Annotated in this window: 19 protein-coding genes; 14 read left to right on the plus strand and 5 right to left on the minus strand. The window is 67.4% G+C overall.

Annotated elements, in window-relative coordinates; all coding sequences use genetic code 11:
* The first annotated feature begins 64 nt into the window (after positions 1-64).
* From ACP69Z_RS02270 to ACP69Z_RS02290, 5 genes are read left to right on the plus strand one after another with little or no spacing between them, the layout of a single operon-like run.
* The gene (locus ACP69Z_RS02270) at positions 65-1,732 is read left to right on the plus strand and encodes a class I adenylate-forming enzyme family protein (protein ID WP_426265929.1); all 1,668 of its coding nucleotides are present in this window, start codon (positions 65-67) and stop codon (positions 1,730-1,732) included.
* Positions 1,729-3,870 carry a molybdopterin cofactor-binding domain-containing protein gene (locus tag ACP69Z_RS02275; protein WP_426265930.1) on the plus strand — a complete coding sequence of 714 codons (2,142 nt, stop codon included), beginning with the start codon at positions 1,729-1,731 and terminating at the stop codon, positions 3,868-3,870. Before ACP69Z_RS02270 ends, ACP69Z_RS02275 begins: the two co-directional genes overlap by 4 nt.
* A 5-nt stretch (positions 3,871-3,875) precedes the next feature.
* Entirely contained in the window at positions 3,876-4,883 is a 1,008-nt protein-coding gene (hemH, locus tag ACP69Z_RS02280) for a ferrochelatase (RefSeq protein WP_426265931.1), read from the plus strand.
* A gap of 29 nt (positions 4,884-4,912) precedes the next feature.
* On the plus strand, positions 4,913-5,635 hold the full coding sequence (gene phbB / locus ACP69Z_RS02285; protein WP_426265932.1) for an acetoacetyl-CoA reductase: 723 nt from the start codon (positions 4,913-4,915) through the stop codon (positions 5,633-5,635).
* A 2-nt stretch (positions 5,636-5,637) separates the two neighbouring features.
* Positions 5,638-5,877: a ribbon-helix-helix domain-containing protein gene (locus ACP69Z_RS02290; RefSeq protein ID WP_426265933.1), complete on the plus strand. Its 240-nt coding sequence runs from the start codon at positions 5,638-5,640 to the stop codon at positions 5,875-5,877.
* Here ACP69Z_RS02290 and ACP69Z_RS02295 read toward each other — a convergent pair.
* From ACP69Z_RS02295 to ACP69Z_RS02305, 3 genes are all read right to left on the minus strand, one after another.
* On the minus strand, positions 5,874-6,722 hold the full coding sequence (locus tag ACP69Z_RS02295) for an ATP-grasp domain-containing protein (protein ID WP_426265934.1): 849 nt from the start codon (positions 6,720-6,722) through the stop codon (positions 5,874-5,876). The two genes, ACP69Z_RS02290 and ACP69Z_RS02295, sit on opposite strands and share 4 nt — an antisense overlap.
* A 12-nt stretch (positions 6,723-6,734) precedes the next feature.
* Positions 6,735-11,357: an NAD-glutamate dehydrogenase gene (locus ACP69Z_RS02300; protein WP_426265935.1), complete on the minus strand. Its 4,623-nt coding sequence runs from the start codon at positions 11,355-11,357 to the stop codon at positions 6,735-6,737.
* 111 nt (positions 11,358-11,468) lie between these two features.
* Positions 11,469-12,659, minus strand: a complete 1,191-nt coding sequence (locus tag ACP69Z_RS02305) for a hypothetical protein (protein WP_426265936.1) — start codon at positions 12,657-12,659, stop codon at positions 11,469-11,471.
* A 105-nt stretch (positions 12,660-12,764) separates the two neighbouring features.
* Here ACP69Z_RS02305 and ACP69Z_RS02310 point away from each other — a divergent pair, with 105 nt between their 5' ends.
* From ACP69Z_RS02310 to ACP69Z_RS02350, 9 genes are all read left to right on the plus strand, one after another.
* On the plus strand, positions 12,765-13,031 hold the full coding sequence (locus ACP69Z_RS02310; RefSeq protein WP_426268030.1) for a KTSC domain-containing protein: 267 nt from the start codon (positions 12,765-12,767) through the stop codon (positions 13,029-13,031).
* A gap of 61 nt (positions 13,032-13,092) precedes the next feature.
* Positions 13,093-13,305: a hypothetical protein gene (locus tag ACP69Z_RS02315; RefSeq protein WP_426265937.1), complete on the plus strand. Its 213-nt coding sequence runs from the start codon at positions 13,093-13,095 to the stop codon at positions 13,303-13,305.
* A 68-nt stretch (positions 13,306-13,373) separates the two neighbouring features.
* Positions 13,374-14,663, plus strand: a complete 1,290-nt coding sequence (hmgA, locus tag ACP69Z_RS02320) for a homogentisate 1,2-dioxygenase (protein ID WP_426265938.1) — start codon at positions 13,374-13,376, stop codon at positions 14,661-14,663.
* Positions 14,660-15,937, plus strand: a complete 1,278-nt coding sequence (gene fahA, locus ACP69Z_RS02325; RefSeq protein ID WP_426265939.1) for a fumarylacetoacetase — start codon at positions 14,660-14,662, stop codon at positions 15,935-15,937. The genes hmgA and fahA overlap by 4 nt, the downstream gene beginning before the upstream one ends.
* Positions 15,934-16,236, plus strand: coding sequence for a GNAT family N-acetyltransferase (locus tag ACP69Z_RS02330; RefSeq protein ID WP_426265940.1), 303 nt, complete (start codon positions 15,934-15,936; stop codon positions 16,234-16,236). Before fahA ends, ACP69Z_RS02330 begins: the two co-directional genes overlap by 4 nt.
* Before the next feature lie 103 nt (positions 16,237-16,339).
* The gene (locus tag ACP69Z_RS02335; protein WP_426265941.1) at positions 16,340-18,208 is read left to right on the plus strand and encodes an autotransporter domain-containing protein; all 1,869 of its coding nucleotides are present in this window, start codon (positions 16,340-16,342) and stop codon (positions 18,206-18,208) included.
* Between the two features lie 93 nt (positions 18,209-18,301).
* Positions 18,302-19,786 carry a S10 family peptidase gene (locus tag ACP69Z_RS02340; protein WP_426265942.1) on the plus strand — a complete coding sequence of 495 codons (1,485 nt, stop codon included), beginning with the start codon at positions 18,302-18,304 and terminating at the stop codon, positions 19,784-19,786.
* A gap of 4 nt (positions 19,787-19,790) precedes the next feature.
* Positions 19,791-20,348 (plus strand): hypothetical protein, encoded by a 558-nt coding sequence (locus tag ACP69Z_RS02345; protein WP_426265943.1) that lies wholly within the window; start codon positions 19,791-19,793, stop codon positions 20,346-20,348.
* Positions 20,345-20,653, plus strand: a complete 309-nt coding sequence (locus ACP69Z_RS02350) for a hypothetical protein (RefSeq protein WP_426265944.1) — start codon at positions 20,345-20,347, stop codon at positions 20,651-20,653. The genes ACP69Z_RS02345 and ACP69Z_RS02350 overlap by 4 nt, the downstream gene beginning before the upstream one ends.
* A gap of 3 nt (positions 20,654-20,656) precedes the next feature.
* Here the strand turns inward: ACP69Z_RS02350 and ACP69Z_RS02355 are convergent, their stop codons facing one another.
* Both ACP69Z_RS02355 and ACP69Z_RS02360 read right to left on the minus strand, forming a co-directional pair.
* Positions 20,657-21,346, minus strand: coding sequence for a PIG-L deacetylase family protein (locus ACP69Z_RS02355; RefSeq protein ID WP_426265945.1), 690 nt, complete (start codon positions 21,344-21,346; stop codon positions 20,657-20,659).
* Positions 21,343-22,503 (minus strand): glycosyltransferase family 4 protein, encoded by a 1,161-nt coding sequence (locus ACP69Z_RS02360; RefSeq protein WP_426265946.1) that lies wholly within the window; start codon positions 22,501-22,503, stop codon positions 21,343-21,345. The genes ACP69Z_RS02355 and ACP69Z_RS02360 overlap by 4 nt, the downstream gene beginning before the upstream one ends.
* Positions 22,504-22,532 lie beyond the last annotated feature (29 nt).

Consider the following 22,532-nt stretch of genomic DNA (forward strand, 5'->3'; position numbering starts at 1 on the left):
TTTCCTCTTGGACCCGAGGTCTAATAAGAGGGACCCAAGCAAAGGCCAAGGAGACGCGTGACCCATGCCGACCGAGCTCGACCAACGCTATGACGCCGTGTTCGCGGCCGTCACCGGGCCGGGGGGACGGATCGTGGTCGGCGAGGATGCCGACGGCCGCCGCATCGTCGCCAACTTTCCGCAGACCATGCCGGGGTTCTTCAAGGCCTTTTGCGCGCTGAACGGCGCCGCCGAAGCGGTGATCGCGGGCGAGGAGCGGCTGACCTTCGCCGACCTCGACCGGATCTCCGACGATCTCGCCCGCGCGCTGGTCGCTCGTCACGGTATCGCCAAGGGTGACCGGGTCGGCATCGCCATGCGCAATTGCCCGAGCTGGATCGTCGCACACATGGCGGTGCTCAAGGCCGGCGGCATTTCGACCTTGCTCAACGGTTGGTGGCAAAGCGCGGAGATGAGCCATGCGCTCGACCTCACCGAGCCCAGGCTGATCATCGCCGACGAGCCCCGCGCCAAGCGCATCGCCGCCGCCTGCGGACCGTGGCCGCTGATTGCGCTGCCGATCGAGCGCCCGATCGACCAAGCGCTGGAGCCATTGACCGGCGGCGAAGCGAGCGATGCCGAGCTTCCGGAGATCGCGCCGGAGGACGACGCCACCATCCTCTTTACCTCCGGCTCGACCGGCGGGGCAAAGGGCGCGCTGTCGACCCACATGGCCGTGGCGCAGGGCACCTATACCTATGCCACCAGCATCATGTGCCTGCTCGGCATCCTCCAGAGCACGGGCAACCCGCCCAAGAACCCGCCCAAGACCCTGCTCAACGTGCCATTGTTTCACGTCACGGGGGAGGTTCCGGTGCTGCTCAACAGCTTCGTCATCGGGCGCGGCATGGTGCTGATGCCCAAGTGGGATGCGGGCGAAGCGCTGCGGCTGATCGAGCAGGAGAAGATCACCTATTTCGTCGGCGTGCCGACCATGAGCCTCGAGATGATGAGCCATCCCGATCGCGACCGCTACGACCTCTCGACCCTCACCGACATCGCGGCTGGCGGCGCCCCGCGCCCGGTCGCGCATGTCCAGCGCTTGAAGGACAGCTTCGAGACCGCGCAGCCGGCGCTTGGTTATGGCCTGACCGAAACCAATGCCGTCGGCTGCGGCAATTATTGGGGCAATTACCTCGACAAGCCCGCGTCCACCGGCCGTGCGCTGCCTTATGTCGACGTCGCGATCCTCGGGAACGGTGACGCGCATCTGCCCAGTGGCGAGATCGGCGAAGTGGGCATCCGCTCCGCCGCCAACATCAAGGGCTATTGGAAGAACCCGGAAGCCACGGTGGCCGCATTCAGCGCCGACGGCTTCTTCAAGACCGGCGACGTCGGCTTCCTCGACGAAGACGGATATCTATTCATCGTCGACCGCAAGAAAGACATCATCATTCGCGGCGGGGAGAACATCAGTTCGGCCGAAGTGGAGGCCGCGGTCTACTCCTGCGAGGCGGTGGCGGAAGCCGCGGTGTTCGGCGCCCCCGACGAGCGATTGGGCGAAGTACCCGTCGCAGTGATCCTGCCGGCAGAAGGCAGCGACCTCACCGAAGCGAGCTTGCGCGCCTTTCTCGAGCCGCGCCTCGCCTCTTTCAAGGTGCCCGAACGCTTCATCTTCACGAGCGAGGCCCTGCCCCGCCTCGGCACCGGCAAGATCGACCGCGTCGCGCTCAAAGCTCAATACGCGGTTTGAAGCTCTCCCGCCGCACCCTGCTGGTCGGCACCGGTGCGGCAGCCGGGCTGGCGGTCGCCTGGAGCCTGTGGCCCCGGGGCGAGCGCGCGAGCCTTGCGCCGACGGCCGATGCGCTGGCCCTCGGCCCTGGCCTGCTAATCGGGCGCGACGGGCAGATCACCGTTGCCGTGCCGCAAGTGGAGACCGGCCAAGGCATCTGGACCGGCCTTGCCCAGATCGCCGCAGACGAGCTCGGCGCCGCATGGGAAAGCATCGGGGTCGCGCCGGCCCGCTCGGGCAGCCACTGGGACAACAGCTTGGCAGAAGCCGAAGGCTGGCTGGCTGGCGCACGGGCGTGGCCGAACGCACCTGATCCCGGCCTCTTCCGAGTGACCGCGGGAGCGACCTCGGTCCGCGCGATGGAACGCCCGATGCGCCTCGCCGCCGCCGCCGCCCGCCACCTGCTGATCGCCGAAGCCGCGAGCCGGTGGGGCGTTGACGCGGCCGAGTGCGACACCGGCGGTGGGTTTGTCCGGCACGAGGGCAAGTCGCTCGCCTTCGCTGCGCTAGCCGATGGCGCTGCCGCACGCACGCTTCCCCGCGGCGAGATCGCCCTTCGCTCCGCTCCGGGTGAGCTGGTGGGCAAGCCGCTTGCTCGTCTCGACGCGCTGCCCAAAGCGGAAGGACGGATGCGTTTTGCCGGCGACGTTCGCCTGCCGGGCCTGCTCCATGCCGCGGTCCGCCGTGCCGGGGCCGGGAGCATCAGCATCGAGGGCGCCCCGCCGCGCGGCATCCGCTTCGAGCAGGGCGAAGGCTGGGTCGCGGCGCTGGCCGACAGCTGGTGGGCGGCCGAGCAGGCGCTTTCCGCTGCCCGCGTCCGCGTCCTTGGTCCCGCTGGCGGCAATGACGCCGCAATCATCGCCGCACTGGATGCAGCACTGGGAAGCGACGACTTCGAAACGCTGCACGGCATCGGCGATATCGACGAAGCCTTCGCCGGCGCCCGCCCGCTTGCCGCCACCTACACGGCGGCCGCGCAGCTCCACTCCGACCTCGAGCCGCCCAGCGCCACGGCGCGGTACAAGGATGGCCTGCTCGAGATCTGGGCGGCGACGCAGGCACCCGAGTTTGCCCGCCGCGCTGCCGCCGAAGCTGCGGGCGTGCCGCTCAAGTCCACCATCCTCTATCCCATGCCTATCGGCGGGCAGGGCGGCGCGGCGCTGGAGAATGTGCTGGTGCCGATCGCCGCCGCCCTGGCGCAGCGCAGCGGGCGCCCGGTGCAGGCGACGGCCAGCCGCACCGAGCAAATCTGCTCCGATGCCGTCCGCTCACCCCTCGCCGCCCGCCTGTTCGCGCGCCCCCTGCCCGATGGTTCGATCGCCGGATGGCGGATGCGAGTGGCCGGGGCCGACAGCACGGCCGAAGCCTTTGCCCGCCTCCTCGGCTCAACCGCGGGCGGCCCTCGCCAGTACGCAGTCGCGCCGCTCCCCTACCGCGTTTCCGCTGTCGCGCTGGAGTTCGCGCCCGCCGCCTTGCCGATCCGCACCGGATATCACCGCGGCGAGCTGCATCCGGCGCTGACCTTCTTCACCGAAAGCTTCCTCGACGAACTGGCTCGCATCGGCGGCCGCGATCCGCTCAGCCAGCGGATGAGCCTGCTTGCCGGCAACCTCCCCCTCGTGCGCTGCCTCGTTCGCGCCACGGCGCTTGGCGGATGGGATGGAGGCGGGCTAGGCAGCCAGATGGGATTGTCGGTGTTCAGCGGTTACGGCAGTCATATCGCAGTGGTCGCGCAAGCGCAGGTGGGTCCAGGCGGCGAAGTGCAAGTGAACCGCCTGGTCGCGGCCGTAGATTGCGGGCGCGTGGTCAACCCGGCATTGGTCAAGGCCGAGGTCGAAGGAGGCATGCTCGCCGCCATCGCGCAGGCGAGTGCCACGGCACCGTCCTTCCGCCACGGCAGGGTCCTCGCGCCGCTCGAACCGACGTTGCCGACGCTTGCCAAGGCACCGGAAACACTGGTCGAAGTGCTAGCTGGCGACGGGCCGCCGGGCGGCGCATCCGGGCTGGGGTCGGCGGCCGCCCCCGCGGCCGTCGGCAACGCTCTTGCTGCGGCGACCGGCCGGCGCTTGCGAAGCTTGCCCTTTACCCCAATGTCGTGAGCTTCATGCTTCCTCCTTCCGATCACCCTTCGATCCCGCCGCGCAAAGTCGGCGTGCTGCTGATCAACCTCGGCACGCCCGATGCGCCCGACGCTGCAGCCGTTCGCCGCTACCTGGCCGAGTTCCTGTCGGACCGGCGCGTGGTCGAGATCCCCCGCGCCATCTGGAAGCCCATCCTTCACGGCATCGTGTTGCGCACCCGACCGGCCAAGTCGGCGCATGCTTATTCGCAGGTCTGGACCGAAGAGGGCTCGCCGCTGGCCGCCATCACCCGGCGGCAGGCAGTCAAGCTGCAGGAGCGGATCGGCCATGCGGCGGTGGTCGACTGGGCGATGCGCTACGGCAACCCGGCCATAAGCGACCGGCTTACGGCGATGAAGGACGCAGGGTGCGAGCGCATCCTGCTGGCGCCGCTCTACCCGCAATATTGCGCAGCCACGACCGCGACCGCCAACGATCTCGCCTTCCTGACGCTGGCCGGCAGGCGCTGGCAGCCGGCGCTGCGCACGCTTCCGCCTTACTACGACAGCGCCGACTATATCGATGCGCTCCAGCGCGACATCGAGGCGCAGCTTGCCGCGCTCACCTTCACGCCGCAGCGGCTGCTGCTTTCCTATCACGGCATGCCCGAGCGCACCTTGCGCAAGGGCGATCCCTACCACTGCCACTGCCGCAAGACCGCGCGGCTGCTCGGCGAGCGATTGCAAATCGAAGTCGACACCAGCTTCCAGTCACGCTTCGGCCGCGACAAGTGGCTCGAGCCCGCGACCGACGACGTGCTCAAGGCGTATCCGGCGCAAGGCATCACCAGGATCGCCATCGCTGCGCCGGGCTTCTCCGCCGATTGCCTGGAGACGATCGAGGAGCTCGGCATCCGCGGCAAGGAGGATTTCGAAGGCGCTGGCGGCACTCATTTCGCCCGGCTCGACTGCCTCAACGACCGCGAAGTGGGCATGGTGATGCTTGAAGCCTTGGTCCGCCGCGAACTTGCCGGTTGGATTGTGCCTGCCTAGGCTCGACTCTCCTGAGGAGGAGAGTGTTGATGGCGAGAGTGGCAATCGTGACCGGCGGCACGCGTGGCATCGGCGAAGCGATCAGTGTGGCGTTGCGCGACGCCGGCATGACCGTCGCTGCCAATTATGCCGGCAATGAAGAGCGGGCCAGGGCCTTCTCCGAGCGCACCGGCATCCAGTCGTTCAAATGGGACGTCAGCGACCATGACGCCTGTGTCGCGGGCGTCACCGAGGTCGAAGCGGCGCTTGGGCCCGTCGACGTGCTCGTCAACAACGCCGGCATCACCCGCGACACCACCATGAAGCGCATGGACCATGCCAAGTGGCAGGAGGTGATCGACACCAATCTCGGTGGCTGCTTCAACATGGCCAAAGCAGTGTGGGACGGAATGGTCAGCCGCGGCTACGGACGGATCGTCAACATCGGCTCGATCAACGGCCAGGCGGGTCAGTACGGCCAGGTCAATTATGCCGCCGCCAAATCGGGCATTCACGGCTTCACCAAGGCGCTGGCCCAGGAAGGCGCCCGTGCCGGGGTGACCGTCAACGCCATCGCTCCGGGCTATATCGACACCGACATGGTGGCGGCGGTTCCGGAAGACGTGCTTGGCAAGATCGTCGCCCGGATCCCGGTCAATCGCCTCGGCCGTGCCGACGAGATCGCGCGCGGCGTCGCCTTCCTGGTCGACGAGAATGCCGGGTTCGTTACAGGCTCGACCTTGTCCATCAACGGCGGGCAGCACATGTACTGACGGTGGAAATCGTCACCTATTCGCCGCCGGTCAAACGAAGCGTCCTTATTCGCGGTCACCAGACCAGCATCAGCCTGGAACCCTTGTTCTGGCGGGCGCTGGAGGTGGCCGCACGCGATGCCGCCATGCCGGTGAACGCGCTGGTGGCGGAGATCGACGAAGCGCGGCTCAAGGTCGCCGATCCGCCCAACCTCACCAGTGCGCTGCGGCAGTGGCTGTTCGGGCGGGCGCTCGGGGGTTAGGCGGCGGCGGCCAGCACCGCTTCGGCGAAGCGGCTGGTAGCCTCCGGCACGCAATGCAGGAATAAAGCGGGCTCGATCAGCTCCAGCTCCATCAACTGAAGCCCGCCGTCGTTGCCGCGGATAAGATCGACACGGGCGTAGGTCGCTGCCGTCGGTGCTGCCGCTAGCGCAGCCTCGGCGACGGCAAGGGCGCCATCCGGCAGCTCGCAAGCCTTCGTCGTGCCGCCATGATCGGGCTGGACCCGGAAATCGCCCGCCTTAGGCCGCTTGGCCACGCTGTGTGAGAAATGGCCGCCAAAGAAGATCAGGCTGTATTCGCCTTCTTCGATCACCGACCCGAGCCACGGCTGGACCAGCATCCGGCTTCCGTGCACCTCGGTCGGTACCGGCTGGCCTGGCCCCAGCCGGTAGGTGCCCCACGCCGCGGCTGAGACCGGCGGCTTGATCACCAGCTGGTCGGTCCCGAGCACCCCGTGCGCCGCAGCCAGCGCCGCTTCGTTCAGATGATCGACCTCCAGCGTCGGCACGCTCGCCAGCCCTTGGCGACCGAGCTCGGCCAGATACGCCTTGTCGCTGTTCCAGCGCAGCAGCTGCGGCGGATTGGCCATCGGCCAGCTCTCGGCCTCGGCTCGATCGAGAAATGCCAGCCACTCGGCGTGGCGTAGGTGGTAGCCCCAGGTTACCAGCGGCAGCACCAGGTCGAACCCGGCCGGGCTGCCGAACTCGGTCCACGGCACGCCCACCACCTCGGCGCCCGCCGCGCGCAGGGCCTCGGCCTCGACGTCGAACGCCCAGCGCCATTCCGCGTCGTAATCCGGCGCGGGGGTCAGCATCGCGAGGCGCATCAACGGCCTTCCTTATCGGGCAAGCAGGATCCGGGCCTGACTGGCGATCTGCGCCAGCATCGGCACCGTCACCGCGCCCCCGGCCCGCGCACGCGAGATGAGGCGGCGGAACTGGTTGATCCGTTTCGCCTGCCGCTCGGCCCAGCGTTCGACCGACTGCACCGGATCCTCGCCGCGCACCCGTGACAGCCACTCGATTCGCAACTGCTCGAACTCGTTGAGCAGGCCCGCGACCAGCAGCCGCTCCCACTGATCGGTCGGCTGCAGCTTCAGCGCCTGGCTTTGCGCCCAGTCGATGCCGAGCGCTTCGCCGATGCGGACATAAGCGTGGGTCAGCTCCAGCGCGTCCATGTTCTTGCGCGCCGCCAGGCCAGCGATACCGAACACGCCGTCCAGCTCGTACAGCTTGACCAGCCCGCGCACGATCGCCTCACCCGCGCCAAGGGTCTCGAGCGAGGAGCGCAGCGCCACGGCCTGTGCTTTCACCTCGTCGCGGATGATCGATCGCGCAGCGGCGTCGATCTTGGTCAGGCCGGGTTCCAGCAGCGCGACCAGCTCGGACACGTTGCTTTCGCCGCCGCCCGCCCGAAGGATATCGCTCATGTGGGCCCGGATGCTCTGGGCAGCCATCGCCATCAGGTCGAGGCGCACCGCTTCGCTGACCGGCGCATCCTCGATCCGCTGCCACAGGACGTCGAGCTTCAGCAGCCGCTCGGCGGTGAGGAAGGCGGTGACGACCTGCGGCAAGGAGCTGCCGTCCTCTTCCGTGAGGTCGAGCGCGACGCTCGGCCCCAGGCGATTGACGAAGCGGTTGGCGACCTTGGTGGCGACGATTTCGTTGCGAAGGCGGTGGCGCAGCAGCGCATCGCGATGCGCTTCGCGCAGCGGCACCGGGAAGGCGGCGAGCAATTGCTCGTGCATCAGCGGATCGTCGGCCAGCTGCAGCTCTTCCGCCGCATCCTGCAGGCTGAGCTTGGCGAGGCTGAGCAGCACCGCCAGTTCGGGCCGGGTGAGGCCGCGATTGTCGCCGGCGCGGCGCAGCAGCTCGTCGCTGGTCTCCAGCCCCTCGACCTTGCGATCGAGGCGCCCGGCGGCTTCCAGCAGTTCAAGCGTGCGGACCTGCACCGGAAGCGCCGCGACCCCGCCGCGCTCGGCAACCGACAGCGCAAGCGTCTGGCGGCGGTTGTCGTCCAGCACCAGTTCGCCGACCTCGTCGGTCATGCTTTCCAGTAGCGCGTTGCGTGCGTCCAGCGTCAGCCGCTCTTCCAGCATTTCCTGATTCAATGGGATCTTGATGTTGACCTCATTGTCCGAGCAATCGACGCCGGCCGAATTGTCGATGAAGTCGGTGTTGCAGCGCCCGCCATGCTCGCTGAATTCGATCCGCGCGGCCTGGGTGATGGCCAGGTTGGCGCCCTCGCCAAGCACCTTGGCACGGAGGTCCGCCGCATCGACGCGAAGCGCGTCGTTGGCAGGATCGCCGACCGAGCTGTTGGCCTGCGCCCGCGCCTTCACGTAAGTGCCGATGCCGCCGAACCACATCAGTCCCACCGGCGCCTTGAGGATGGCGCTGATCAGGGTCGCGGGATCGAAGGAACCCGGCTGCACACCGATCGCCGCCGCGGCTTCCGTCGTCAGCACGATTTCCTTCTGGCTGCGCGGCACGATCATTGCGCCGGGGCTGAGCTTGCTGCGATCGTAATCGTCCCAGCTCGAGCGCGGGAGCTGGAACAGGCGATTGCGCTCTTCCCAGCTCGCCGCCGGATCGGGCGTCGGATCGATGAAGATGTGGCGATGGTCGAACGCGGCGACCAGCTGGATCGCCTTGGACAGCAGCATGCCGTTGCCGAACACATCGCCCGACATGTCGCCGCAGCCCGCCACCGTCACCGGCTCCGACTGGATGTCAATGCCCAGTTCGAGGAAGTGCCGCTGGACGCTGATCCACGCGCCCTTGGCGGTGATGCCCATCGCCTTGTGGTCGTAGCCATTCGAGCCGCCGCTCGCGAACGCGTCGCCGAGCCAGAAGCCGCGTTCCAGCGCGATCGCGTTGGCGACGTCGGAGAAGGTTGCGGTGCCCTTGTCGGCGGCGACCACGAAGTAGGGGTCGTCGCCGTCGTGGATCACCACGCCGTCGGGATGGACGACCTTGCCCTCGACGATGTTGTCGGTGACCGACAGCAAAGAGCGGATGAAGATACGGTAGCTTTCGGTGCCTTCGGCCAGCCACGCTTCACGATCGGTGGCGGGCGAGGGCAGCTGCTTGGGGTAGAAGCCGCCCTTAGCGCCGGTCGGCACGATCACCGCATTCTTGACCAGCTGCGCCTTCATCAGGCCGAGGATCTCGGTGCGGAAATCGTCGCGCCGGTCAGACCAGCGAAGGCCGCCGCGGGCAACCGGGCCGCCGCGCAGGTGGATGCCTTCGACCCGCGGGCTGTAAACCCAGATCTCGCGATACGGGATCGGCGCAGGCAAGCCGGGCACGCGGGTCGGATCAAGCTTGAACGCCAGTGCTTCGCCGGCGCGCGGCGCAAAGGCATTGGTCCGAAGCGTCGCTTCCACCACGCTTCGCAGCAGGCGCAGGATCCGGTCGTCGTCGATCGACTTGACCCTGTTCAGCGCGGCTTCGAACGCCGCCTTTTGCGTTTCAACCGCAGCGGCGCGGTCGGCCCGGGCGGGATCGTGGGCGGCGGCGAACCAGCTGACCAGCGCGCGGGTGGCAGCGGGCGAGCGCTTCAGCGCATCCACCACGGTGACCAGGCTGTAGGCGACGCCCGTCTGGCGCAGGTAACGGAACCAGGCGCGCAGCCACACCACCGGCTGGGGATCGAGCCCGGCGAACAGCACCAGTTGGTTGAATTCGTCATCTTCGGCATGACGCTGGAGAACGGCTGCAATGGCGCCTTCGATCACATCGGTCCGGGCAAGAAGCTCGCCGGCATCGGCGTCGAGTTCGAGGCCGAAATCGTGGATATGGCCGAGCCGGCTATCCTCGCCGAGTGCTGTCGGCAGCTCCTCAATGACGCGAAACCCGAAATTTTCCAGCACCGGCACCGCTTCGGACAGGGGCACCAGCCCGCCCGAACGATACAGCTTCAGGCGCACTTCACCCGGGCGATCCGACAGGTCCCGGAACAGACGCACGTCGCGGTCGTCGCTGCCTTCAAGCGCGCACAGGCGAAGGATGTCGGAAGCGGCTTCCTCGGCCCGCTCGCGGCTGCGATAATCCTCGGGCACGCCGGGCAGGTAGGTGAGCGCAAGCCGCGTCGCACGGCCGCTTCCGACCCGTTCGGTCAGCTCGGCTTCAACCGCCGGGGCCCAGCCGCGGACCATCTCGACCAGCTGGCGATCGAGTTCGGCGACATCGGGAAGCGGGCGCGACGCCGAATAGCCGAGCGTCAGGCGGATCAGCGCCAGGTCGCCGTCACCAAGCTCGACCGTCCAGCTCGTGACCGAGGACAGCACGGCTTCCTCGATCATTTTCTGGATCGCCAGGCGGCGGGTGGTGCTCAGTTCGTCGCGCGGCAGCCAGACAAAGGCGAACAGGTGGCGAGAAAGCGCGCCTGGAAGCAGCAGCAGCGCCGGGCGGGGGCGATCGGCGAGGCTCATCGCTGTCAACGCCGCAGCACGAACCTCACGCTCGCCGAACGACACCAGAAGATCAGGCGGAAGGCTCGACAGCGCGTGGGCAAGTGCCTTGGCGCCGTGGCTTGCGGGGGCGAAGCGAAGCTCCGAGTCAAGCGCGGACAGGCGTTGGCGCACCACCGGAATCTCGGCAGGCGAGCTACGCAGGGCGGCGCTGGTCCACAGGCCGGCATGGATGGACAGCGTCCCGTCGGGAAGGCGAACCACCACCACGTCGAGCGGCACCCGGCGGTGTACCGGCGACAGGCGGTCGGCCTTCAGCATCAGCACCGGCCGCTGGTCCTGCCGAAGCGTGTCCAGCAGGCCGCGCAGGTCTTCGACACTCCACAGGTCGATGCCCTCGCCCGACAGGATGCCGAGCCCGTTGGCGAGCGCGCCATCGGCACCGACCCGCTTGTGGCCGAGCAGCGTGAAATTGTTGTCGGCGAGCCAGCCCAGCAGCGCAGCGCTTTCTGGGTCGGCGCCCGCAACCGAGGTGGCGTCCTCGGCCATGATGGCGACCATCGTCTTCCAGTCGCGCACCGCAGCGCGGACGTTGGCAAGGACGTTCTCGATTTCCAGCACCAGTTCGTGCCGGCCGCGAGCGTCGGCGCGGTCCAGTTCGACGTAGATGATCGATTCCGCCTGGCCCTGGCCAAGGCCGGTCAGCTGCTCGCCATCGCGGCTCGCGTGCACGATCGGGTGCAGCAAGCGGTGCACCGTCAGGCCATGCCCCGCGATCACGGCGGCAACGCTGTCGACCAGGAACGGCATGTCGTCGTTGATGATGACCAGGCGCATCAGGCGCCGGGCCGCTTCGCCGCCAACTGACTGCAGCTTCAAAGCGATCTCGCCCGGGCGGCGGGTCGCTGCCGCTTCGGCGATAAAGGCCGCGGCTTCCGCCTGCTCGGCCGCGGTGAAGCCCTCGGTTTCGCCGGGCAGGGCGTTGTCCAGAAGGGCTTTCGAAAAGGCATCCGCCATCGACGCGGACACGCGGGGGTCAGCCGCCATGATCGTTTTTACGCTCCCAGGTGAGATTACGGGGGCGTCTAGACCCCCCCTCCGCCAGTCACAACCCCGCAGGACCCCGCAAAGGTCCGCCGCTCACCCCGGAGCCGCCCGTCAGGCGAGGCGGTGGAGCGCCTTTTCAAGGAGGCTCATGTCGGACACGGCGCACACCGGCTCGACCTTGCCGTTGGCGTCGCGGCGGACGAGGACAAGCGTGAATTCGTCGTTGCCGGCAAGGCTGCTGAGCGGCTGCGGGGCGGCGGAGCGAAGGCGCACCCGCGCGCGGTCACCGCGATTATCGACCCGCGGCTCGGGCCTGCGGGCATCACGTTCCGCCGCGACCAGCCCCTTGAGGCCGCCGTTAAAGCGTTCGATGAACGGCAGGAAGCCTTCGAAGTCGACCTCGCAGCGTTCGGCGTGGGCGAGCGCTGCGGCAAATTCGGTCAGCCGCGCCTTGTCGTAATCAGCGCCGAACACGAGCTTCACGATCGGCGTCATCGGCGCGCGCGCCTGTGCCTTGATCCCGGCATCGTCGAGCAGCTCGGCATAGTCATCGGGTACGCGGCGGCTTGCGACCGCGAAATCATAAGCGAGCGACAGGGCGCGGTAGAGCGCGGCGCGGCTGCGTCCGTCGGCGGCCTTCAGAACCTCCACCGTTTCGCGCGCGGCGGACAGGCGGTCGGCAAGCCCTGCATCCTCGCCAAGCGGCGCAGGGTCCTCGGGCTCCATTTCTTCGACGAGCTCGAGCACGTCCTCGTCAGCGGCGAACGCCACCTGCGGCACTGGGTCGGGCCGAGGCGCGGAGACGGCATCCTTCCAGTTGATGACGCCGTAAATGAAGTCGATCGTCTCTCCGTCGGAGGAGAAAGGCATCAGGATGCCGCGATAACAGATGTCATCGCCGCGCTGGTTGGTGAACTCGGCCTCGAACCCGATCGGCGCGCGATTGGCGACGATCTGCAGCCAATGGTCTGTCAAACGGCTCAGCAGCGAGCGTGGCGGCACGTCGGCAAGGGTGCGGACCTCGTCGCCGATCTCGCACTCGGTGCGAAGCGCGGCACCGATGAAGCTGGTAACCGGATTGTCGGACCCGGCGGTGAAATCGAGCAGCAGGCTATTATCCGCGAAGTCCTGGACGTCGCGGCCATCCAGGTCCTCGATCGACGGGAAGTCGCGCCCGTTGAGGAGCGAGGCCCAGTAATTATAGGCACGCACATGCATTCGCCGCTCATCCGTTCCGATGGCTGCAGCCATGTCGATCGGCTCGTGATCGAGGCTCAGATCAGGTGAAAAGCTCAGGTCCATGCGTCGGTCCATTACCCCCAATAAGGATGCAATTAGCGCCGACGCGGTTACCAAGGGGTTAAGTATAGCGGTTCGACTCGCGTGGGAATCCCTTTGTCGCATGTGATGAATCCACTGGCGCGGCGCTTCGTTTCCGCGGCGATGGACAGCAGCCTCATCAATGGCGCGCTCTACTGGCCTGAGCACAAGGCGCTCGAGCTCTGCCTGGCGAGCGGGCGGCGTTATCTGTACCTCGGTGTCCCGCCCGAGGTGGCGGAAGGGTTCGCCTCCGCGTCGTCCAAGGGCTCCTACTTCAACCGTGCCATCCGCGGCCGCTTCGATTGCCATCCCTTGCGTGACCAAAAACGGACACCTCGCGCGGTGAACGACTGAGCCCGGAACGGTTGGTCGCCGCCTTCGTTCGTTTCGGCGCAACAACAGGAGTTCAAGGGCGATGGCTGATCTTAACGGTGATGGCGTGGACGATGGCCGCGTGGTCGAGCGCACCACAGTGGTGAATACCGACCGCGGCGGCGGCAGCGGCGGGTTGATCGCGATCGTGGTCCTGCTGGCGGTGCTGGTGATCGGCTATCTGCTTTATTCGAATGGCACGTTCGGCGGCTCCAAAACTGTGATTCCGGACGAGATCAACGTAAACGTCAACTAACCGGCACGCGGGGAGGGAAGCGGACCGAACGCTTCCCTCCCCCGCTCCACCGGCCTAGAGCGGGTGCCATGCTGACCAGCTCCTCTCCCGCCTATGTGGCCGGCTTCGGTGGGCATGTCGCCACTGAGGCAGTGCCCGGCGCCCTTCCGCAGGGCCGCAACTCTCCCCAACGTCCGGCCTTCGGCCTCTATGCCGAGCAACTGTCCGGCACCGCCTTCACCATGCCGCGGCATGAGAACAAGCGCTCGTGGCTCTACCGGCTGCGGCCGAGCGCGGATCATCGGCCGTTTGCGCCTTACGACGGAGCGCCGCGGCTCGCCTGCCGCGCTTCGGGTCCGCTCGCGCCCAATCGCCTGCGCTGGGATCCGCTGGCAGAGCCTGACACCGGAACCGACTTCATCGACGGGCTGACCACCGCCGTCTTCAACCGCGCGCCGGCCGATCTCGAGGGAGTGGCGGTGCATCTTTATGCCGCCAACGCCGAGCGGCTGGATCGCGTGTTCGTCTCGGCCGACGGTGAGCTGCTGATCTTGCCGCAGGAAGGCCGTCTCGAGCTGCTGACCGAACTTGGCCGGATCGGGATCGGGCCTGGTCAGATCGCGCTGATCCCGCGCGGGGTGCGGTTCAAGGTCGCGCTCCCCGACGGTGCCGCCCGCGGCTACCTTGCCGAGAACTACGGCGCTCCCTTCCGCCTTCCCGACCTCGGGCCGATCGGCGCCAACGGCCTCGCCAATCCGCGGGACTTCGAGACGCCGGTCGCGTGGTTCGAGGACAAGGACGAGCCGACCGAACTGATCCAGAAATATGGTGGCAAGCTGTGGAAGACCACGCTCGACCATTCGCCGCTGGATGTGGTCGCGTGGCACGGCAATCTCGCGCCCTGCCGCTACGACCTGTCGCACTTCAACGCGATCGGGACGGTCAGCTTCGACCACCCCGATCCCTCGATCTTCACCGTGCTGACCTCGCCGTCGCACATGGCGGGCCGGGCCAACGTCGATTTCGTCATCTTCCCGCCGCGCTGGATGGTCGCCGAAGACACTTTCCGCCCGCCCTGGTTCCACCGCAACGTGATGAGCGAATGCATGGGCCTCCTGACCGGCGCCTACGATGCCAAGGCCGAGGGATTCCAGCCGGGCGGCCTCAGCCTCCACAACATGATGAGCGGGCACGGACCCGACGTCGAAACCTGGCGCCGCGCCAGCGAAGCCGAATTGAAACCCCACAAGATCGACGGGACCATGGCCTTCATGATCGAAAGTTGCTGGCCCTTCGAAGTGCCGGAAGAAGCGCTCGGCCGCGCGCAGCCCGACTATGACGCCGCCTGGGCCGACTTCCCCAAGGCGCGGCTGCCATGAGGATCGACGACACCCACGATCCCGCCCGCACCAGCTGGGTGGAAAGCGCGCAAGGGCACCGCGACTTTCCGGTGCAGAACCTGCCGCTGTGCATCTTCTCCAGCGAAGGACGCGAGCGGCGCGTGGGCGTCGCGATCGGCGATTTCCTGCTCGACCTGCCCGCGATCGCCGACGCGCTCGGCGACGCGTGGGTGGAAGAGCTCGCCCAGCCAGTGCTGAACGCCTTTCTAGCGCTTGGCGCAGGTCCGCGGGTGGCGCTACGCCAACGGCTGTCCGACTTGCTATCGGACGAAGCGCATCGCGACACGGTCGAAGCCGCACTGCTCGGCCAGTCCGAAGCGACCATGCACCTGCCGTGCCTGATCGGCGACTACACCGACTTCTACGTCGGAATCCATCACGCGACAAACGTCGGCAAGCAGTTCCGCCCCGACAATCCGCTGCTGCCCAACTATAAATATGTGCCGATCGGCTACCACGGCCGCGCATCCAGCGTCCGGGTCTCGGGCCAGCCGGTGGTGCGCCCGAGCGGACAGCGGAAACCCCCCGAAGCCGACGCGCCGGTGTTCGGCCCCTCGCGGCGGCTCGACTATGAGCTCGAACTCGGCATCTGGGTCGGACCCGGCAACGCGCTGGGCGAAGCGATCCCGATCGATCAGGCGGAGGGCGCGATTGCCGGTTTCTGCTTGCTCAACGACTGGTCGGCGCGCGATCTTCAAGCGTGGGAATATCAGCCGCTCGGGCCCTTCCTCGCCAAAAACTTCCTGACCAGCGTGTCGCCGTTCGTCTTGACGCCCGAGGCGATGGCGCCGTTCATGACCGCCGCCTTCACTCGGCCGGAAGGCGACCCCGAGCCCCTGTCCTACCTCGCTGGCGGTTCGGACAAGCCAGGCCTGGGCCTCACCGTCAGCGCAGCGCTGACCACGCAGAAGATGCGCGACGCCGGGATGGCACCGCATCGCCTGAGCGAAGGCACGGCGGCTGACGCCATGTATTGGACCGCCGAGCAGATCATCGCGCATCACAGCTGCAATGGCTGCAATCTCCAGCCGGGCGACCTCATCGGCACCGGCACGCTGTCGACCGCCTCTCCCGATGGTCTCGGCTCGCTGCTGGAGATCAGTCAGGGCGGCAAGGCGCCGCTGACCCTGCCGACCGGCGAGACGCGAAGCTTCCTTGAGGATGGCGACGAACTGATCCTCACCGCCCGCGCTGAGGCCGAGGGTTACGTGTCGATCGGGCTTGGCGAATGCAGGGGATTGGTGGTCGCATGAAGGCCGTCATTCGCAACGAGGCCGAACAAAGGTTCGAACTGCATCTCAACGACGGCACCATCGCCTTCGCCGACTATCGCCCGATGCACGGCAAGGTCATGTTTCCGCACACCGTCGTGCCTCCGCATCACGAAGGTCAGGGCATCGGTTCGACAATTGCCAAGGCGTCGCTTGATTGGGCCCGGGCCGAGGGGTTGAAGGTCATCCCGGCCTGCACCTTCTACGCCAATTACATGAAGCGGCACGCCGAGGTGCACGACCTCCTTGACCCCGGTTTCGCCAGGGCACTCGGGGTCTAGCAGCAAGCGCATCACTGTTGCGCGGAGGCCACTTGTCAGCCCGCCGCAACGAGAGGCATAGCTACGCGCCTGGGGCCGTTAGTGGCCGGGGAGGAAAACACACATGATTCAGCGTCTTGGCGCGCGCGCCCTGCTTGGCGCCACTGCCGTTCTGGCCCTTTCGGTTGCAACCCCTGCGTCGGCGCAGCGGATCACCCGCATCGTCGCCTTTGGCGACAGCTATGTCGATTTCGGCAACGCCTTCCGCCTGGGCGGCCAGCCCTTCCCGATCGCCTATCCGCAGGGGCGCTTTTCCAATTCGACCAACTATGTCGATACGCTCGCCGCGCTGCTCGGCAACGTGCCGGTCGACAATTTCGCGATCGGCGGGGCCAAGACCGACAACAGCAACGTGACCGCCGGCCTGCCGGGCTTTGCGACCGAATATACCCGCTTCCTCGCCGGCGGCGGCCCGAGCCCGTTTCCGACGGTCAGCGGCAAGCTTGGCGCGGGCGACCTTCTGCTGGTCAACATCGGCGGCAATGACGCGCGCGATTACCAGCAGCGCGGCGGCACCGTTGCGGGCGGTCCGGTTGTCCAGGGTTCGCTCGCCGGCGCTCCGGCGGCAGGCGCCCGCGCGGCAGCGCAGGCCAAGGCCGGTCTCGACCTGCTGGTCGGCAGCGGCGCGCAGACGGTCAGCTTCCTTGCTGGCGACAGCGCCGGCCTGCCCGAAGTGCTGAACGACGCCAATGCGCGCGCCGTCCGCAACGCCTTTGCCAACGCCTTCAACCCGGCGATCCAGCAGACGCTGGCGGGCTATGCAGCCAATGGTGTGGTCGTCCACTACACCGACCTCACGCTGATCGGTAATCGCGTCCAGTCCAATTACGGTGCCTATGGGCTTCAGGGTCTGGCTTGCCCGGCGCTGCCCAACACGTCCTGCTTCACCACGCCGGGCGAAGCCGACAAATACCTCTTCTATTTCGACCAGGTGCACCTTACCGCTGCCGGGTTCGCGATCGTCGGCCGCTACTCCTTCCGCCAGCTGCAGGCGCCGCTGAACCTCGGCGCCACTACCGACCTCGCGCTCGACAATGCGCGCCAGTTCGGGCGCACGCTGAACAGCCGCCTGGACCTGGGCTCGCCGCGCGATGGCGAAGTGCTTGAAGGCGTTCGCTTCTTCGTCATGGGCGACAGCTTCAGCCGGGAGGTGAACCGCAGCTTCACTGCCGACCCGTTTGATATGGACAGCGTCGGGGCCACGATCGGCGTGGAACTGGGCCTGGGCGGCAACGGCCTGATCGGTGTTGCCGGTGGCCTCTCCCGCGGCAAGGCCAGGCTCGACAACGCCATCGCGCGGATCAACGGCGACGCCTGGCAGGGCGGCGTTTATGCCGCTTATGCGCTTGGTCCCGTGTTCGTGCAGGGTCATGCCGGCTACGGCCGCTCCGATTATGAGATCACCCGCGCGGGCGTGATCGACAACATGACGGCCTCGCCCGACGGCAGCCACGTCGTCGCGGGGGCCAGGGCCGGCTTCCTTGCTGGCGTGGGGCCGCTGCGCATCGGCCCGGTGGCGGCGATCGACTGGGCGCGGGCCAAGGTCGACGCCTATACCGAAACGGGTGACGCGGCGCTGACCCTCAACGTCGGCAAGCAGCGTTATTCGGCGTTGGTCGGAAGCGCCGGTATCGAGCTTCGCGGCGACCTTGACGCCGACGGCAGCATCCTCCGTCCGTTCGCCTCGGCGATGCTCGAAAAGGATCTGAAGGGCGACAGCCGGACCCTCACCTTCAGCCAGACCTCGGCGCCGATCATCGTCAATCGCTTCAACCTTGGTGAGCGCGACCAGAGCGTTTATTCGCGCTTCTCTGGCGGCGCTTCGGCGCAGCTGGCGCGTAACATCCAGCTCGACGTCACGGCCAGCACCACCGCCGGCAAGGACGACGGCAACGAACTCACCGTTCACGGCGGCGTTCGCGTCGGCTTCTGACGGTTGAACCGCCGTGGCGCGGCGGAGGGTTTGGCTTGCGCTTGCCCCCCGCCGCGCCATGATGGCCCCCGATCAATCAGGGGCCGATCACCGATGAAGCATGTTTTCCTCGCCGCGACTGCGCTGGCGTGTGTCGCCGTTCCGGCTTTCGCGCAGGACAAGGACGACAAGGTTGCGCAAGCGCGCGCCTACCAGCCGCAGGTGGTCACCACCCGGCATAGCGGCAGCTTCGGCGGGCAGCGGATCGCTTATTCCGCCACGATCGGCGAAACGATCCTCAAGAACAAGGATGGCGTGCCCGACGCGGCGATCGTCACCACCGCCTACATCAAGGAACCGCGTGACCCGTCGCGCCCGGTGACCTTTCTGTTCAATGGAGGCCCGGGGTCGGGCTCGGTGTGGCTGCAGATGGGTGCGTTCGGGCCGAAGCGCGTCGCCATCCCCAGCGATGCGCGCGACGACGGTGCGCCGCCCTATCCGATCGTCGACAACCCCGACAGCCTGCTCGACGTCACCGACATGGTGTTCATCGATCCCCCCGGTACCGGCTTTTCCGTGCTGCTGCCGGGCGGCGACCCGAAGAATTATTTCGGGGTGCAGCAGGATGCCAAGGCCGTCGCCGAAGTCATTCGCCGCTGGCTGGGCGAGAACGGGCGCTGGAACAGCCCCAAATATCTTGGCGGCGAAAGCTACGGCACTTTTCGCTCCGCCGCAGTCGCCAATCAGCTCATTAACACGACCTACAACGATGTCGGCTTGAACGGCATCATCCTCATCTCGACCATCCTTGATTACAGCGGCCGCGCGGAATCCCCGGGCAACGAGGTCGGCTACATCACTACCTTGCCGTCGCTCGCCGTGACAGCCGCTTTCCACGGCAAGGCGCCGGCCGGCGATCCCGCTGTCATCGCCGAAACCGCGCGGCAGTTCGCGCTTGGGCCGTATGCGTCCTTCCTCCTCAAGGGGCAGAAGGCGAGCGCCGAGGAACGCGCCGCCGTCCGCCGCCGGTTAGCGCAGCTGACCGGGCTTAGCGAAACCTATCTCGACCAGACCGATCTCCGCGTCAGTCCGGGCCGCTTCTACAAGGAGCTGCTGCGCGACCGCGGGCTGACCGTCGGCCGGCTGGACACACGCTACACCGGGCGCGACTATGACAATGCCGGCGAAGGACCGGACAACGACCCGAGCTTCTTCGGCATCGACGCTGGCTACACCGCCGCCATCAACAGCTGGGCCCGCGACAGCCTGAAGTTCCGCACCGACCGCGAATATCAGGCGATCGGACGTTCGGTCCGGCCGTGGGATTGGGCCACCGGCGACGGGGACCAATACGTCAATGTCGCGCCATACATCGGCACCGCGCTGCGCGAAAACAGCGGACTGCGCGTGTTCGTCGGCCAGGGCTGGTATGACATGGCGACGCCCTTCTTCGGCGCCGAATATAGCCTCAGCCGCACCGGCATTCCGCAGGACCGCATCAGCTATCATTACTACGACAGCGGGCACATGATGTACGTGCGCGACGAGGACCGGGTGAAGCTCAGCCGCGACCTGCGTCAGTTCATCCGCGCACGCTGAGCCCATGTCGCTGCTGCTCGCCGCCCTTGCGATGCAAGCCGCCGATCCGAGCGCAATCGTCGGGCTGTGCCGGTTTGATGTCGCCCAGCTGAGCTTCGCGGGCACCCCGGCCGAGCAGGCGCGCTGCCTGATGCAGCCGGTCGGCAAGCGCGGCGCTTTGGCTGCCTCGCCGAAACGCCTGCCCGGCACGCTTTCGCGGGTCATGGAGGGCCGCATACCGCTCCCTAGTCGCGACGCCGTGGCACAGCTGCTCACCGCCGAACGCATGGACATCGGCAGCCTCGACCAGCCTGTGTCACGCGCCCGCGACGGCGACCCCGCCGCCCCGCTGGCCCGCTATTTCGTCATCCACGACACCAGCACGCCCTTCTACGGTGACGAGCCGTTTCCGGCCGACATCGACGGTGACGCACGGGTGAACAGCTTCGCGCCTTACTTTCCGGCCAGTGCCGATCCCGAGAAGTTTCCAGTCGCGCACCTTTTCCTCAATCGCATCGGGCAGGTGCTGGTCGGCCAGCCCTTGTGCGGCCATGGCGCGCGACCAAGCTCGAGACGCGAGTGATCGGGCTTCCTGCAAAGGGCCTGTTCCTGCACGTCGAAACGGTCATGCCGCGCCGGCGCGATCCCGCGATCGACGGCTGGAACGATGCGATCGCACCGAAACCCGGCTTCAGCGCGCGGCAGTATGACCGCTTGGCGCTGCTCTACATCGCGCTCAGTGTACGCGCAGGATCGTGGCTGATCCCGGCGCAGCATGCGACCATGGATCACGGCTTGCCGCAGGCGCATGACGATCCGCAGAACTTCCAGATCAAGGATCTCGACCGCGCGCTTCATCGCCGCCTGCGCGCGCTGCCGCGGGACTGATCGTCAGGCGGGGTGCAGCCACTCGGTTTGCTGGCTGGCGAGCCGGTTGCGAAGTGCCGCCTTGCCCCCGAACTGAAAGCCGAGCTGCGAGGCGTAAGCGGCGCAGGCGCAGAGCTTGGCGGCTCGCGCGTCGGGGCCGGCAGGAATGCCCAGGGCCTGGTCTCGCGCGGGTAGATCCGAGCGATCGAGATAGGGCCAATCTTCCCACAGCAAGGTGGTCGGCGGGTTGTTCAGCTCCGCCACCGCGTCTCGCACCACCAGATGATCGACATGGCCGCCGATGCCCAGCGGAGCGAGCAGGATGTCGGGGCGGAGGTCGGCAAGGAGAGCGGCAATCGCGTCCCGAACGTAGCCCTTTGCGGGATCGTAAGGGCTTACGTCGCCAAATAGCGTCGGCGCACTTTCGTAGCCGCGATGGGGCGCTTCCAGCAGCGGCAGGTGCAAGGCGTCGGCGCCGAGACGAGCGCAGGCCTCCTCATCCTCCGCGCGGCGCAGCGCCATGTAATCGACATCGTCCGTGAGCCCTTTGTCGAGCTGGCAGACGAGCGCAAAGCCGGTGGGCTGCGCGACGTTGCCGGTGAAGACGGTCGCCACCACGACGCGCCACCCGCGCCGCGCCGCGCGCCAAAGCGTTGCGCCGACGGAGAACACCGCATCGTCGAGGTGCGGGGAAATGGCGAGCAGCGTCGTCACAAAAGGTGCGGCTCAGTCCGAAAGCGGCAGGGGGAGCGAGGAAGGTCCGGGGTGAAGGCGAGATCCGGCTGCGAGCCCGCAAGCGCCTGATAGATGCCGATGATCTGCCGCCCGACCTCTTCCCAGCTGTAGGTAGCGCGACATTCTTCCAGCGCTGCGGCGGCTAGCTGCGATCGGAGGCCGGCGTGGGTCACCAGCGCCGACAGCGCCTCGGCCTGCGCGGTGATGTCGCCGTGCGCGACCAGCAGGCCGTTCTCTCCATCGCGGATGCAGTCGACCACACCTACCGAGTGGCACGACAGCACCGTAAGACCACTCGCCATCGCCTCGAGGATCGTGTTGGAGAAGCCTTCCGCATAGGTCGGTGAAGCGAAGATGTGATGGCGGCGGTAAAGCGCGGGCACTGCCGCATAGTCGGCATAGCCGGTGAACGCGACGCGATTCCCAAGGCCGAGGTGCAGCGCCAGCGCGTTGGCCGCCTCGAAATCGGGTCCGACGCCCGACACCGTCGCCTGCCACTCGCCCGCGACCATCGGCAGCGCATGGAGGAAGTCGAGCACGCCTTTCCGGCGGTCGACCCTGCCATGATAGAGGATGCGGATCGGCTCTGCCGCCAGGCTCGGTCCCGGCGTGAAGCGGCGCGTATCGACCGCGCCGGGGACAATGGTGAAGCGCTCAGGCGCGGTGCCGAGCCGCTCGCTCACCTCGCCGGCAAAGCTGCGCCCACCAATCAGCAGCGCGCCCGCATGGTCCAGCACCCGCACCATCGCTTGGGCGTGCGTCTCGCAGCAACTCCCCACCCAGTGCCCGTCGCCGCCCTGGATAGAGACGATTGTCGGTACGCGGATCCGGCGCGAAGCGAGCAGGGCGGCCCAGCCGGTCGGATAGCCATATTGTGCATGAAGGATGTCGAAGGGCTGCCGCCCATGCTCGGCGACGATGGTTTCCACCATCTCGTCGATGTCGCGCTCGAAGTCGCCGCCGTCCTGCTCGCCGCGCTGTTCGAGCCCGATTACCCTTACGCCCGGCACTTCCGGCGGCGGGCCGCCGCCGTAAACGCGGGCCCCGAAGGCGTCGCCCCGGAACTGGCTGATCATGGTCACCTCGTGCCCGCCCGCGACCAGCTGTTCGAGCAGGTTCTGGGCGTAGATCGACATGCCCGAGATTGCCGGGAAATAACGCCGAC

Source organism: Sphingomonas sp. LHG3443-2 (assembly GCF_049896405.1).
Lineage (GTDB): Bacteria > Pseudomonadota > Alphaproteobacteria > Sphingomonadales > Sphingomonadaceae > Sphingomicrobium.

Bases quoted from the DNA above. Each gene is read 5' to 3' on its own strand.
- phbB (WP_426265932.1), top strand. From the start codon at position 4,913: ATGGCGAGAGTGGCAATCGTGACCGGCGGCACGCGTGGCATCGGCGAA.
- hemH (WP_426265931.1), top strand. From the start codon at position 3,876: ATGCTTCCTCCTTCCGATCACCCTTCGATCCCGCCGCGCAAAGTCGGC.
- ACP69Z_RS02295 (WP_426265934.1), bottom strand. From the start codon at position 6,722: ATGCGCCTCGCGATGCTGACCCCCGCGCCGGATTACGACGCGGAATGG.
- ACP69Z_RS02345 (WP_426265943.1), top strand. From the start codon at position 19,791: ATGTCGCTGCTGCTCGCCGCCCTTGCGATGCAAGCCGCCGATCCGAGC.
- ACP69Z_RS02330 (WP_426265940.1), top strand. From the start codon at position 15,934: ATGAAGGCCGTCATTCGCAACGAGGCCGAACAAAGGTTCGAACTGCAT.
- ACP69Z_RS02340 (WP_426265942.1), top strand. From the start codon at position 18,302: ATGAAGCATGTTTTCCTCGCCGCGACTGCGCTGGCGTGTGTCGCCGTT.
- hmgA (WP_426265938.1), top strand. From the start codon at position 13,374: ATGCTGACCAGCTCCTCTCCCGCCTATGTGGCCGGCTTCGGTGGGCAT.
- ACP69Z_RS02315 (WP_426265937.1), top strand. From the start codon at position 13,093: ATGGCTGATCTTAACGGTGATGGCGTGGACGATGGCCGCGTGGTCGAG.
- ACP69Z_RS02300 (WP_426265935.1), bottom strand. From the start codon at position 11,357: ATGGCGGCTGACCCCCGCGTGTCCGCGTCGATGGCGGATGCCTTTTCG.
- ACP69Z_RS02360 (WP_426265946.1), bottom strand. From the start codon at position 22,503: ATGTCGATCTACGCCCAGAACCTGCTCGAACAGCTGGTCGCGGGCGGG.
- ACP69Z_RS02335 (WP_426265941.1), top strand. From the start codon at position 16,340: ATGATTCAGCGTCTTGGCGCGCGCGCCCTGCTTGGCGCCACTGCCGTT.
- ACP69Z_RS02310 (WP_426268030.1), top strand. From the start codon at position 12,765: ATGAATCCACTGGCGCGGCGCTTCGTTTCCGCGGCGATGGACAGCAGC.
- ACP69Z_RS02305 (WP_426265936.1), bottom strand. From the start codon at position 12,659: ATGGACCTGAGCTTTTCACCTGATCTGAGCCTCGATCACGAGCCGATC.
- fahA (WP_426265939.1), top strand. From the start codon at position 14,660: ATGAGGATCGACGACACCCACGATCCCGCCCGCACCAGCTGGGTGGAA.
- ACP69Z_RS02270 (WP_426265929.1), top strand. From the start codon at position 65: ATGCCGACCGAGCTCGACCAACGCTATGACGCCGTGTTCGCGGCCGTC.